Here is a 13,172-nt window from a genome sequence, read left to right as displayed (position 1 = left end):
CATGCGGAGTTCCGGCTTGTCTCTCGCCGCGGCTCCGAAGAGGGTGGGCAAAAGCGGTTCTGGAGGCATCGAGATGACGGCGAAGAAAGTGGTGGTGACGGGCGCGGCGCAGGGTCTTGGACTGGCCTGCGCCGAGAGGTTTCACGCCGATGGCGCAGAGGTCGTGCTGGTCGATATCGACGAGGCGCGTCTCGCGCAGGAGGCCGAGCGCCTCGGCGCACGCGCGACGCCGCTCGTCTCCGACCTCGCGCGCATGGACGCCGCCTCGGCCGAGGCGCTCATCGCCGCTGCCGAGGTCGCGATGGGCGGGATCGACGTGCTGATCAACAACGCGGGCGTCATCCACCAGGCCGATTTCGTCGATTTCCCCGAAGAGGCCTTCGACCGCACCCTCGCGGTCAATCTCAAGGCGCCCTTCCTTCTGGGCCAGGCGGCGGCGCGCGCGATGATCGCGGCAGGCAAAGGCGGGGCGATCATCAACATGTCCTCGGTCAATGCCGAGCTCGCGATCCCGAACGCCGTGGCCTATGCCTGCTCGAAGGGCGGCATGAAGCAGTTGACCGCCGTCATGGCCGTCGGACTGATCCGCCACGGCATCCGCGTCAACGCGATCGGCCCGGGCACCATCGCCACCGACATGGTGTCGCGCTCGGTCGCGCAATCGGACGAGGCGCGCCGAACGATCCTCTCGCGCACGCCCGCGGGCCGCATGGGCGAACCCTCCGAGATCGCCTCGGTCGCGGCCTTCCTCGCCTCGGACGACGCCTCCTACATCGTCGGCCAGACGATCTATCCCGATGGCGGCCGGATGATCCTGAACTACACGATGCCGGTCGAGGAGTAGTCTGCGCCGCCCTCATGGTTGCCGCAGACGGCGCCGCATTAGCCCTTCGTCAACCGCGTTCACGTTTTCCGGCCCGGTTTTACCGGCAGTTAAGCCTTTGCCGCCAGACTGCTCCCACGTGGAAGAGGGACAGTGATGTGCAGGCTTTGATCGTCGAAGATAATCCGGGATTGGCGTTCCTCTGGTCTGAGACCCTGGAGGACGCGGGCTTCGCCTGCGACAGCGTCGATGATTGCGAAAGCGCGATGCCTTTGGTCCTGCGCAAGCGCTACGACGTGGTGATCCTCGATCTGATCGTCAAAGACGGCAACACGCTTAGCCTGTCGGACTGGATCTCGATGCGGTCGCCGGACACCGCGGTGATCATGCTGACCGGAGCGGCGGTGTTCCGCAACGGCGAGCACACGACCGAAGCCAGCGGCGTCGACTGGTTCCTGCGCAAACCGGTCCCGCCGTCGGACCTCCGGGCGATGGCGCTCTATCTCAGCGAGCGCAAGACCGACGGCGCCCGCGTCGCGACCGCTTGATCGAGACAACGGTTGGTTGCCGATGGGCGCGACCGTCTCGAGGGTTCGGCACTTGATCTCTCGGGAACGTCATCTGAAGAGGATCCGAGGGACTGTCTGCAGAGAAGTGTCGATCACACAAGCGATCCGAGCTCTCGATCGTCCTTGTGATTTGCGCATTGAGGCTGTCGCCTGATCTCCTCTCTCAGCGGCTCAGCGGCTCAGCGGCTCAGCGGCTCAGCGGCTCAGCGGCTCAGCGGCTCAGCAGATCATCGCACATTCTGCGAAAACACTCAGGGAGCATCGGACCTAGATTGGCATCCGATCCATCGCCGAGGCCTGCATCAAGACAAGTCCCAACGCCGAGCTACTCGGCAAATCGCAACGCAACGGACCGCCATCGTTTCGTCAGAGCGCTTGGACCGCGTCTCGGATACGCGCGAAGCTGACCGGTTTCGGGATCACGTCGTTGAACCCCCGGGCACGGACGAGCTCCGGGTCATGCAGCGCCTGGTCGGCGGTGACCGCAATGATCCGCATTTGCCGCGGCGGATCGTCGGGAGAGGACCGGATCGCCGCGATTGCCTCGAGCCCCGTCATCGGACGCATATGGATATCCATCAGCACGAGATCGATCCTGTCAGCTTCGTCCGCGAGCCGTTCGAGACAGCGACGCCCGTCTTCGGCCTCGATGCACTCGACGCCAAGCTCTTCCAGCATCTCGCTCATCATAAAGCGCGTTGCTCCATCGTCTTCGACAAGGAGAATACGTTTTCGGGCCGATCCACGGTCCACGGTACAGAGTGTCATCGCGTGCCCTTTCGAACCTCTTGGATTGATCGCGCGCCGCAGCATCCCCAGATCATGCCGCCCGGTGCTCCAGCGCCGACGCCTGGCGAGGCTCGAGCGGAATCTCGACAGAAAAGCTCGCGCCCTCGCCAAGTGCGCTGACAAGCGTGATCCGACCGCCCAGAAGATCGACCAGCTTCCGGGTGATCGCGAGGCCAAGACCGCTCCCTCCGACCGCGCGGCTCATCGATCCGTCGACTTGGCGGAACTGCTCGAAAATCCGGGTGTGATCGGCCGGATCGATGCCGATCCCGCTGTCCTGCACCGAAAAGATCACCGACGGCGCTCCGTCGAGGCTCCCACGCCGAAGTGACAGCACCACGTCGCCCTCGGGGGTGAACCGGACCGCGTTGTCGATCAGATTGATCATCACCTGGCGGAGGCGCGCCGGGTCGGTCACCAGGGTCTCCGGAAGATCGGGATCGAGCTCGATCCGCGTCCAAACCGCGTTCCCGGATTTGCGCGCGGCACCACCCAGGGCGACATCGAGCGTCTCGACCAGGTCCGGCAGAGACGTCTCGGCCATGCGCGCTTCCAGCCGTCGCGCTTCGAGGCGCGAGGCGTCGAGCACCTTGCTCAACAGCTCAAAGAGCCCCTCGGCAACTTCGCGCCCGTGCCGCGCGCGAGTTTTCTGCCGCTCCGGCACCTCGGCATTCTCGATCAGTTCGAAAATCCCTATGATCGCATTGAGCGGCGTGCGCACCTCGTGGCTCATCATCGACAGAAACTCGGATTTCGAGCGCGCCAATGTTTCGGCCTCCTCGGTGGCGTCGCGCAGGCCGCGTTCGAGATCGAGCCGCATGGAGGTCATCTCTCTCAGCCCCTCCACGGCGCGGCTGAGGGCAGCGATGTCGTCGTCGCCGTCCAGCGGCACGACCGGCGCCAAATCCCCGTCTCGCAGCGCCTGCGCCTGAGTTTCGAGCCGCGCAAGACGTTGCGCAAGCTGGCGTTCGACCACGAAATAGATCACCGCGGCGGCCAGCGCGGCGGCCAGCGCAGCACTTACCGCCAGGATCACGACCGCCCGGGCGTTCGCGGCCACCGCATCGCTTCGCACGCGTTCGACCCGTGCCTGCTGAGCGCGCACGAGGCCTGAGATCGTGTCGCTGATCGAGCGCGCGTCGGCCATAAGCCGCTCCGCGGAGGCGCGTATCTCCGACGTCGCAGCCAGCGCCGCGCGCTTCAGGTCCAATCCCTCCGGCGCGCGGATCATGCTATGGAACGCCCGCAAGGTCGGTGCAAAGGCGCCGGTGTCGACCAGCGGCTCGATCCGCGAAAGGCTCGCGAAAAACTCCGCGGAGCGTACCTGAAGAAGGGCAAGCGCGCGATCGTAGACCGCCACGCTCTCGGCGCGTTCCAGCGCATCGAGCGCAGTCGTGAGCCCTTGAAGCTCCGCGATGGTTTTCGTCAGTCGCGGCAAGAGGCTCCGTTCATCCGCGCCTCGGTCGGGTGCGGCCAGCGCGGAATTCTGCGCCAGAACCAGTGCTTCGCGGATCTCCTGCAGACCGGCGGCCGTCGAACGGAACACCGCCGGTACGGAGGCTTCGGCCGCGCGTCGCGCGCGGTCGTGCCCCTGGAGCGCGGTTATATGCGGCATGAGCCGCTCGACCCGTTGCGACAGCGCGTCCATTGCGCCGTCCAAGGGCTCCTGGCCCGAGGAGATCCGGGCCGAGAGCGACGCGCTGCGGTCGGCGATCTCGTCGATCTCGGCCTGCGTGTCGGGCCCCGCCGGGTTCGACAGAAGCGCCGCGACCGGCCCGCTCAGCGAAAACGCGTCGGCGCTGACCCGTTCGAGCTGCACGAGCACCGGCAGCGCATCCTGCGCGACCTCGTCGAAGCGCCGCTCCATCTGCCGTAGAGACAAGACGGCAACCCCGACGAGCGCCACGGCGAGCGCGGTGATGCAGCCGATCCCGAGGCGGAGGCGATGGGCGGTGCTGCGGCGGTTCATGGGCATGTCGTCCGGGATTAACGCGATCTTAGAGACTCGACCCTACGCTGCCTGACTTAATGGACGGTAAACGGAGGCAGGCGCGATGCATCGAAGAAGGGTCCTCGCGGGGGCGAGCGCGGTGCTTCTGTCGGCGGGGGCAGGGTGGTCGCTGCCGCAGGGGCTTGGTGCGGCCGTGTCCGGGCGAGCCGCGAAGAACCCGTTGCGCGGCCTGGTTCCCGAGGGGTGCGCGGCCAATCTCGCGCCGGTCCAGGCGGCCTGGTCGGAGCTGACCGGACAGCCGGTCGAGTTGCAGGTCGCCGATCTCGACGGAATCACGACGCAGATGATGCTCGACCGGATTTCGGGCCTCTCGGACTACGATTTCGCGCTCCCGGCCACTTTCGGTCTGCCCGATCTGGTCGCGGCGCGCGCGATCCAGCCCTTTGCGCCCTTGGCGCAGGCCACCGGCATCGGTTTCGATGCCGTGGCGTCGGGACATCTTTATACCAAGGGCGATGTGTTCGAGGGCGCGCGCTATGGTGCCCAGACCGACGGCGATGTCTACCTGATGTTCTACCGCCGCGATCTTGCCGATCAGCTCGAGCAGGCGACGGGGACGCGTTTCGCGATCCCCTCGGACTGGCCGACGCTCGATGGGCAGATGGAAGCGCTTCACCGTCCCGATCAGGAGCAATATGGCGGCGTCCTGTTCCGCGTCCCGGGCTATCTCGGCTGGGAGTATCTTGCGCGCCTCGATGCCGAGGGGCATCGGCCCTTCGACGAGGATTTCGAGCCGCAGTTCAACTCCGAGGCGGCCTTTGGCGTGCTCGAGGCGATGCGCCGGAGCCAGGACCATCTGCATCCGGCCTCGCTCAAGGCCGGGCTTTTCGAGAATTGGGAGGTCTACCGGAGCGAAAAGATCTTCGCGAATATCGGCTGGGGCGGCTCGCAAAAGGCTTTCAACGCGCCCGGTTCTCCCCTGCGCGGCAAGCTCCTCCATGGCGCGCTTCCGCCCGGCGCCGGTCGGGGCGGGGGGTATTTCAACTGGGGCTGGTCCTATGTGGTGCCGACCCATGCCGCACAGCCCGAGGCCGCCTATCTCTTCGCGATGCTCGCGATGACCGACGAGGTGTCGACCCGCGCGATCCGCGAGAGCGCGGGCTTTTTCGATCCGTTCCTGCCGGTGCATTACGGTGACGACGCGGTGCGCGCGGCCTATTCCGACCCCTTTCTCGAGGTGCATCGCGCCGCAATGGCGCGCGCCGCGCCCGATCTCTACCTGCCGGGGCATATCAACTACATGTCGCGGCTGAACGCCCATCTCGCCGCCGCGATGGATGGCAGCGAAAGCCCCCGGACGGCCTTGGCGCTCATCGCGTCCGAATGGCGCGTGATCACGGTGGAAATGGGGGCCGCCGCGCAGAAACGCCGCTGGCGGGCGCTGATCGGAACCGGCTGACACGGATGGTATCTGCAAGACCTGTTTTCGCACCCTCCGCCGCTCGCACTGTGGCAATGCGCGCGCGTCGCTCTAGCTCTGCCGCACAGACTGACGAAACGTGGAGGACATGATGGATCGTCGAAATTTCTTGCGAAATGCAGCGCTTGGCGGTGCGGGAACCGCGGCCCTGGCCGCTCCGGCGCTGGCACAATCGAGCCCGCAGGTGCAGTGGCGCTGCACCTCCTCCTTCCCGCAATCGCTGGACACGATCTTCGGCGGTGCGCAGGACGTGGCGACCTATGTGCGCGAAGCGACCGATGGCGCCTTCGACATCCAGGTCTTCGCCGGCGGCGAGATCGTGCCGGGCCTGCAGGCCGCCGACGCGGTCCAGAACGGCACCGTCGAGATGTGCCATACCGCGGCCTATTACTATGTCGGCAAATCGCCGACCTGGGCCCTGGGCGCGGTGATCCCCTACGGCCTCAACAATCGGGGCATGAACGCCTGGCTCTATTACGGTGACGGCCTGAATCTCTTGAACGAGTTCTACAACGCGCAAGGCCTGCACTACCTGCCCGCGGGCAATACCGGCACGCAGATGGGCGGATGGTTCCGCAACGAGATCGGCGGCCTGGCGGATATGGAAGGTCTGCAGATGCGGATCGCGGGTCTCGCGGGCCGGATCATGGAGCGGATCGGCGTGGTCAGCCAGCAGATCGCGGGCGGCGACATCTATCCCGCGCTCGAGCGCGGCACCATCGACGCGGCCGAATGGATCGGCCCCTATGACGACGAGAAGCTCGGCTTCTACCAGGTCGCGCCCTATTACTATTATCCCGGCTGGTGGGAGGGGAACCTGACCCTCAACTGCTTCGTCAACCGCGAAAGCTGGGAAGGGCTGCCCGACGCGTACAAGAGCCTTCTCTCGACCGCTTGCCGCGCGGCCAATACCGAGATGATGGCCGAGTACGACTACAAGAACCCGACCGCGCTGCGCTCGCTGGTGTCGAACGGCGCGCAGCTGCGCGCCTATCCGCAGGACGTGCTGGACGCGACCTATGACGCGGCGATGTCGCTCTATTCCGAGCTCTCCGAAAGCGATCCGGAATGGAAGAAGATCTATGACAGCATGATGGCGTTCCAGGCCGAGCACTTCCTGTGGCAGCAGGTGGCGGAATCGACCTTCGCGCAGTTCATGCAGGACAAGCAGCGCAACAACCAGCTGCCCGCCCAGCAGTAAGCGGCTGAGCTTTTCAAAAGAGACGGGCCCGGGGAACATCTCCCCGGGCCCGTTTTTTCATGCGGTGTCTGGCGGTCTCAGTTGCCGAAATTGAATCCGCCGGAGCCGCCGCCGCTGTCCGAGCCGCCCCCATCGGAGGCTCCACCGTCGCTGGCGGGCTCTTCGGTCTCGGGCGCGTCGCTTTCGGGCGCGGCCGTGTCCTGGCTGTCCGACCCGAAGTTCAGACCCCCGGAGCCGCCCGATCCCGCGTCCGAGCCAGAGCTTTCGCCCTCCGACGGTGCCGCGTCGGATCCGCCCGAGCCACCGAAGTTGAAGCCGCCGCCGCCGGACGCGCCTTCCCCGGAGCCGGAGCCGGAGCCGGAGCCGCCGTCGGACGAACCGCTCTCATCGCCGCCGCCGAAATTGAACCCGCCCGAGCTGCCCGAGCCAGAGCTCGACCCCGAGCTCTCCGATCCGCCGCCGCCGAAGTTCAGGCCCGGGGACGAGCCGCCCTCTGCCGGAGCGGTGGCCGCCGGACGGTTGGCGCGCTGCGCCTCGCGGTCGGCCTTGTAATGGGTCACGAGCGAGGGCACCGCGATCACCAGGAGGATCAGCACGAACTGGATCGCGATATAGGGCAGGACGCCGCGATAGATCTGCGGCGTGCGGATGCGCGGCATGGTCCGCCCGGTCTGCTCGTCTTTCCAGTCCTCGGAGGGCGCCACCGAGCGCAGGTAGAACAGCGCGAAGCCGAAGGGTGGCGTCAGGAAGGAGGTCTGCAGGTTCATCGACAAGATCACGCCGAACCAGACGAGGTCGATCCCAAGCGTCTCGGCCACCGGCGCGAGGAGCGGCACCAGGATGAAGGCGATCTCGAAGAAGTCGAGGAAGCAGCCGAGGATGAAGATCACGATCGTGACCACGACGAGGAAGCCGAACTGTCCGCCGGGCAGGCCCAAGAGCAGCTCTTCGAGCCAGATCTGCCCGTTCACGCCGTAGAAGGTCAGGCCGAAGACCCGCGCGCCGATCAGGATGAACATCACGAAGGCCGAGAGTTTCGCCGTCGCCTCGACCGCCGAGCAGGTGGTCTTGAAGTCGAGCCGTCCCTTGGCGATGGCGAGGATCAGCGCGCCGACCGCGCCCATCGCGCCGCCCTCGGTGGGGGTGGCGATGCCGAGGAAGATCGTGCCCAGCACCAGGAAGATCAGTGCCAGCGGCGGGATCAGGACGATCACCACCTCTTCGGTCAGCTTCGACAGGAGGCCGAGCTTCATGTAGCGGTTGGCCAGCGCGATGCCGAGGCAGATCAGCACCGTCGTCGCCGCGGCGAAGACCGTGCGCGTCGCGGGGATCATGTCGGCGAAGAGCAGCTTCGCGGAGGCGAGGTAGATCACCACCGCCAGCACCGCCATCGCCACCAGCGACCAGACCCCGTCTCCGAGCGTGCGCTCTTCGGGCGGCAGCGCCGGGACGGCATCGGGACGCAGGAGCGTCAGGCCGAAGATGTAGAGACAGTAGACCGCGATGATGATGAGCGCGGGGTAGAGCGCGCCCAGATACATGTCGCCCACCGACACGCCGAGCTGGTCGGCCATGACGATCAGGACGAGCGACGGCGGCACGATCTGCGCCAGTGTGCCCGCCGCGGCGATCGTGCCCGTGGCGACCGAGGGGTCGTAATTGTAGCGCTGCATGATCGGCAAGGAGATCAGCCCCATCGCGATCACAGAGGCCGCGACGACGCCGGTCGTGGCGGCGAGAAGCGCGCCGACCAGGACGACCGCGAAGGCCACGCCGCCCCGGAGCGGTCCGAAGAGCTGGCCGACCGTGTCGAGCAGATCCTCGGCCATGCCGGATCGCTCCAAGATCAGCCCCATGAAGGTGAAGAATGGAATCGCCAGAAGCGTGTCGTTCGACATGATGCCGAAGACCCTCTCCGGCATGGCGCGAAGAAGCGGCCAGAAGAGGTTGATCTCGTTGGAATAGTCCGAGAGGCCAACGCCGATCACGAAGTAGAAGAGGCCGCCCGCCGCGAGCGTCAGCGCGACCGGGTAGCCCAGAAGCAGCATGCCCATCACCGAGATGAACATGATGGGGGCGAGGTTGTGGGCGATAAGCTCGATCATCTCAGCGCTCCCCGCCCGCGTTGCGTGTGGCCGGAGGTTCCGTCTCCTCGGCCTCGGGCATCGGCAGGTCGCCGGTCAGCCGCGCCGCGCTCTTGAAGATCTCCGAGAGCGCCTGCGCCAGAAGCAGCACGAACCCGACCAGCACCCAGAGCTTCGCGGGCCAGCGGATCAGGCCGCCGGCATTGCTCGACTGCTCGCCGGACATCAGCGACGACATGAAGAACGGCCAGGAGAGCCAGACCATCAGCGCCGCGAAGGGCAGCAGGAACAGGATATGGCAGAGGAAATCGACCCAGACGCGGCCGCGCGGCGACATCCGCGACGAGAGCACGTCGACCCGGACATGCTCGTCGTCGCGGAGTGTCCAGGCGGCGCAGAGCATGAAGACCGCGCCGAAAAGATACCATTGTGCCTCGAGCCAGGCGTTCGAGGACAGGTTCATCGCCTTGCGGATCACCGCGTTCCCGGCAGAGATCACCACCGCGGCCAGAAGAAGCCAGGCGGTGGCGCGTCCGATGACGCCGTTGATCTTGTCGATGAGGGCGGACAGGGACAGGAGACCACTCATGGTGCTGCTCTCCCATAGGGTGTGCAGGGCATCTGTCTCCTCCTTCCATGGCGGTGTTTGGTCGGTTTGTCCGGACCTTCTTGGAGCTTGAGATAGGCGCGCTCCGGGCCGGGGCGAGAGAAAATACTGGTTGCAGGCACGGGCTTGCGCCAGAGAATCGCGTTGCCCTCGGCGCGCGGCTGGCCAAGACTGCGCCGCGACGGGACGGGCCTCATCGCCCTCCGCGACGACAGGGAGAAACGACAATGAAGACGAAGACAGTTCTGGCGGCGGCGGCTCTGGCCGCGGTCGCGGGCGCGGCCTCGGCCGAGGTGAAGGTCGGCATGATCACCACGCTTTCGGGCGGCGGCGCGGGCCTCGGGATCGACACCCGTGACGGGTTCATGCTGGCCATCGGCCAGGCGGGGCGCGACGACATCGAGGTCGTGATCGAGGATGACGAGCGCAAGCCCGACGTCGCGGTGCAGATCGCCGACCGCATGATCCAGTCCGAGAAGGTGGACGTGCTGACCGGCATCGTCTGGTCGAACCTCGCGATGGCGGTGGTGCCCTCGGCCACGGGACAGGGGCTCTTCTACCTCTCGACCAACGCCGCTCCGGCGCAGCTGGCGGGCGCGGGCTGCAACCCCAACTATTTCTCGGTCTCCTACCAGAACGACAACCTGCACGAGGCCGCGGGCGCCTACGCGACCCAGGCGGGCTTCGGCAAGACCTTCATCATGGCGCCCAACTACCCCGCCGGTCAGGACAGCCTGAACGGCTTCAAGCGCTTCTACGAGGGCGAGCTGTCGGGCGAGCTCTATACCGAGCTCGGCCAGACCGACTACGCCGCCGAGATCGCGCAGATCCGCGCCTCGGACGCGGATTCGGTGTTCTTCTTCCTCCCCGGCGGCATGGGGATCAGCTTTCTCAAGCAATATGCCGATAGCGGGCTCGAACTGCCGCTCGTCGGCCCCGCCTTCTCCTTCGACCAGGGCATCCTGCAGGCCGTGGGCGAGGCCGCGATGGGGGTGAAGAACACCTCGCAATGGTCCAAGGATCTCGACAACGCCGCGAACGCCGCCTTCGTCGAGGCTTTCCAGGCCGAGTATGGCCGCCTGCCGTCGCTCTATGCGGCGCAGGGCTACGACACCGCGAACCTCCTGATCTCGGCGATCGACAAGGCCGATGTCAGCGATGACGAGGCCTTCCGCGCCGCCCTGGCCGAGGCCGATTTCGACAGCGTGCGCGGCGAGTTTTCCTTCACCTCCAACCAGCATCCCGTGCAGGACATCTATGTCCGCGAGGTCATCAAGGAGGGCGAGGTCTACACCAACAAGATCGTCGCCACCGCGATGGAGGATCGCGGCAACGCCTATGAGGGCGACTGCAAGATGTAAGCGGCGCGCGGCCCCGGCACGCCCGGGGCCGCGAGGTTCGAGATGACGCTCATTCTCCTCATCGAACAGGTCCTGAACGGGCTTCAGGCCGGGGTCATGCTGTTTCTCATGGCCGCCGGGCTGACGCTGATCTTCGGCGTCATGGGCCTGATCAACCTGGCGCATGGCTCGCTCTACATGGTCGGCGCCTTCGCCGCGGCGGCGGTCGCGGGCGCTACCGGCTCGTTCCTTCTGGCCCTCGTCGCCGCGCTCGCGGCGGCGGCGATGGCGGGCGCGCTGGTCGAGCGGCTGGTGATCCGGCGGCTCTACGGGCGCGACCATCTCGACCAGGTGCTGGCGACCTTCGCGCTGATCCTGATCTTCTCCGAGGGCACCCGCTGGGCCTTCGGCTCCTTCCCGCTCTTTCTCGACATCCCCGAGGCGCTCTCGGGTCCGGTCACGCTGCCGGGCGGCATCCTCTATCCGCTTTACCGGCTGGTGCTGATCGGCATCGGGCTCGCGGTGGCGGCGGGGCTCTACCTCCTGATCTTCCGCACCCGGATCGGCATCCGCATCCGCGCGGGCGAGAACGACCGCGAGATGATCGCCGCGCTCGGCGTCGATATCGGCCGGCTCTACACCGGCGTCTTCGCGCTCGGCGCGGCGCTCGCGGGGCTTGCGGGCGCGCTGGTCGGCGCGATCCAGTCGGTGCAGGTGGGCATGGGCGAGCCGGTCCTGATCCTCGCCTTCGTGGTGATCGTGATCGGCGGCATCGGCTCGATCCGCGGGGCGCTCGTGGGCGCGCTTCTGGTTGGTCTCACCGACACGCTCGGCGGCGTGCTCCTGCCGCAGCTCTTCGGTCTCTTCATGGAGACCTCCGCCGCCACCCGCACCGGCTCGGCGCTGGGCTCGATGGCGATCTACGTGCTGATGGCCGCCGTCCTGGTCTGGCGGCCCACCGGCCTCTTCGGAGCCCGCGCATGAGCCGCGAGAGCCTCTTCGGCGCGCTGATCCTCGCAGGTATCGGCGGGGTGGCGCTGGGCGCGCATCTCCTCGATGAGCCCTTCACCGTCACGCTTGCCACCCGCGCCGCGATCCTCGCGCTCGCGGCGGTGGGGCTCAACATCGCGCTTGGGATCGGCGGGCTGGTGAGCCTCGGCCACGCGGTCTTTTTCGGGCTCGGAGGCTACGCGATGGGCGTCCTCGCCTCGCATGCGCAAAGCTTCACGCCGCTCGAGATCGGGCCCTTGAGCCTTGCGGGCACAAAGTCCATGCCGGTGATCTGGCTGACCGCGACCCTCGCCGCGGCGCTCGCCGCGATCCCGATCGGCCTCCTCGCGCTTCGCACGTCGGGGGTCTATTTCATTATGATCACGCTGGCCTTCGGGCAGATGTTTTACTTCTTCTCGATCTCCTGGAGCGCCTATGGCGGCGAGGACGGCTTGTCCATTTATGTCCGGAACGGCTTTCCGGGGCTGAACACCCTGGTCCCGATCCAGTTCTTCTCGCTCTGCTTCGCGCTTCTCTCGGCCGCACTCATCTTCGCCTGGGCGCTCCGCGGCTCGCGCTTCGGTCTCGCGCTCAATGCCGCGCGGCAATCGCCCGACCGGGTCGCAGCGGAGGGGCACGATCCGCAGCGGCTGCAGCTTTGGGGCTTCGTCATTTCGGCGGCGCTGACCGGTCTTGCGGGCGCGCTCTTCGCCGATCTCAACCGCTTCGTCTCGCCCACCATGTTCAGCTGGCAGATGAGCGGCGAGATCATGGTCCTGGTGATCCTCGGAGGCGTCGGGCGGCTCATGGGCCCGGTCGCGGGCGCGGCGCTCTTCGTGACGCTCGAACATTGGCTGGGCGGGCTCTGGGACTATTGGCACATCCTTCTGGGCGCGCTTCTCCTCGTCGTGGTGCTCTTCGCGCGCGGCGGGGTGATGGGCTGGCTCGCCGGGGAGGGACGGGATGGCTGAGCCGGTCCTCGAACTCGACGGCCTGACCAAGCGCTTCGGCGCGCTCGTCGCCTCGGACGCGGTCACGCTCGATCTGCGACCGGGCGAGATCCACGCGCTGATCGGCCCGAACGGCGCGGGCAAGTCGACGCTCATCGCGCAGGCCTGCGGCGCGCTGTCCCCGGATGCAGGCCGTGTGCGGCTTGCGGGAGAGGACGTGACCGAGCTTTCCGTGCCCGAGCGCGCGCGGCGCGGGCTGGCGCGGACCTTCCAGGTCTCGGCCCTCGCGGGCGCGGATACGGTGCTGGAAAACGCGATGCTCGGCGCGGTCCGAAGCGGCTTCTGGCGCCGCACCAGAGCCCGCGACGCCGCCCGCGCCCGCGCCGAT

General features: G+C 66.9%; 12 protein-coding genes. 8 read left to right on the top strand and 4 right to left on the bottom strand.

The annotated features are described in order from the left end of the window. Positions 1-73: 73 nt before the first annotated feature. Together ACFQ4E_RS12115 and ACFQ4E_RS12110 are read left to right on the top strand one after the other, a co-directional pair. Positions 74-844 carry an SDR family NAD(P)-dependent oxidoreductase gene (locus tag ACFQ4E_RS12115; RefSeq protein ID WP_386803880.1) on the top strand — a complete coding sequence of 257 codons (771 nt, stop codon included), beginning with the start codon at positions 74-76 and terminating at the stop codon, positions 842-844. Positions 845-981: 137 nt separating this feature from the next. Then, positions 982-1,371 (top strand): response regulator, encoded by a 390-nt coding sequence (locus tag ACFQ4E_RS12110; protein ID WP_386803877.1) that lies wholly within the window; start codon positions 982-984, stop codon positions 1,369-1,371. Between the two features lie 387 nt (positions 1,372-1,758). Here the strand turns inward: ACFQ4E_RS12110 and ACFQ4E_RS12105 are convergent, their stop codons facing one another. After that, complete coding sequence (locus tag ACFQ4E_RS12105; RefSeq protein WP_386803875.1) at positions 1,759-2,160, bottom strand: response regulator; 402 nt, start codon at positions 2,158-2,160, stop codon at positions 1,759-1,761. 52 nt (positions 2,161-2,212) lie between these two features. Continuing rightward, positions 2,213-4,150 carry an ATP-binding protein gene (locus tag ACFQ4E_RS12100; RefSeq protein WP_386803873.1) on the bottom strand — a complete coding sequence of 646 codons (1,938 nt, stop codon included), beginning with the start codon at positions 4,148-4,150 and terminating at the stop codon, positions 2,213-2,215. Between the two features lie 85 nt (positions 4,151-4,235). Between ACFQ4E_RS12100 and ACFQ4E_RS12095 the strand changes: the two genes are divergently transcribed. Continuing rightward, positions 4,236-5,591, top strand: coding sequence for an ABC transporter substrate-binding protein (locus ACFQ4E_RS12095; RefSeq protein WP_386803871.1), 1,356 nt, complete (start codon positions 4,236-4,238; stop codon positions 5,589-5,591). Positions 5,592-5,703: 112 nt separating this feature from the next. Beyond that, on the top strand, positions 5,704-6,813 hold the full coding sequence (locus ACFQ4E_RS12090; protein WP_386803869.1) for a TRAP transporter substrate-binding protein: 1,110 nt from the start codon (positions 5,704-5,706) through the stop codon (positions 6,811-6,813). Between the two features lie 77 nt (positions 6,814-6,890). Here ACFQ4E_RS12090 and ACFQ4E_RS12085 read toward each other — a convergent pair whose 3' ends face one another. Both ACFQ4E_RS12085 and ACFQ4E_RS12080 read right to left on the bottom strand, forming a co-directional pair. After that, positions 6,891-8,918 (bottom strand): TRAP transporter large permease, encoded by a 2,028-nt coding sequence (locus tag ACFQ4E_RS12085; RefSeq protein ID WP_386803867.1) that lies wholly within the window; start codon positions 8,916-8,918, stop codon positions 6,891-6,893. A gap of 1 nt (position 8,919) precedes the next feature. Continuing rightward, on the bottom strand, positions 8,920-9,486 hold the full coding sequence (locus ACFQ4E_RS12080) for a TRAP transporter small permease subunit (protein ID WP_386803865.1): 567 nt from the start codon (positions 9,484-9,486) through the stop codon (positions 8,920-8,922). Between the two features lie 245 nt (positions 9,487-9,731). On the opposite strand from ACFQ4E_RS12080, the gene ACFQ4E_RS12075 reads away from it, so the two are divergent. From ACFQ4E_RS12075 to ACFQ4E_RS12060, 4 genes are all read left to right on the top strand, one after another. Then, positions 9,732-10,865 carry an ABC transporter substrate-binding protein gene (locus tag ACFQ4E_RS12075; RefSeq protein WP_386803863.1) on the top strand — a complete coding sequence of 378 codons (1,134 nt, stop codon included), beginning with the start codon at positions 9,732-9,734 and terminating at the stop codon, positions 10,863-10,865. Positions 10,866-10,907: 42 nt separating this feature from the next. Then, a complete protein-coding gene (locus tag ACFQ4E_RS12070; RefSeq protein ID WP_386803861.1) occupies positions 10,908-11,828 on the top strand; it encodes a branched-chain amino acid ABC transporter permease in 921 nt (306 codons plus the stop codon). After that, entirely contained in the window at positions 11,825-12,805 is a 981-nt protein-coding gene (locus ACFQ4E_RS12065; protein WP_386803859.1) for a branched-chain amino acid ABC transporter permease, read from the top strand. Before ACFQ4E_RS12070 ends, ACFQ4E_RS12065 begins: the two co-directional genes overlap by 4 nt. After that, the coding region (locus ACFQ4E_RS12060; protein WP_386803858.1) for an ATP-binding cassette domain-containing protein at positions 12,798-13,172 on the top strand (375 nt) is incomplete at its 3' end. The genes ACFQ4E_RS12065 and ACFQ4E_RS12060, both read left to right, overlap by 8 nt.

The organism is Litorisediminicola beolgyonensis (assembly GCF_042679605.1).
GTDB classification, from domain to species: Bacteria; Pseudomonadota; Alphaproteobacteria; order Rhodobacterales; family Rhodobacteraceae; genus Litorisediminicola; species Litorisediminicola beolgyonensis.
Note: the sequence above shows the minus strand (reverse complement) of the source record. Positions and strands in the feature narration are given on the sequence as shown.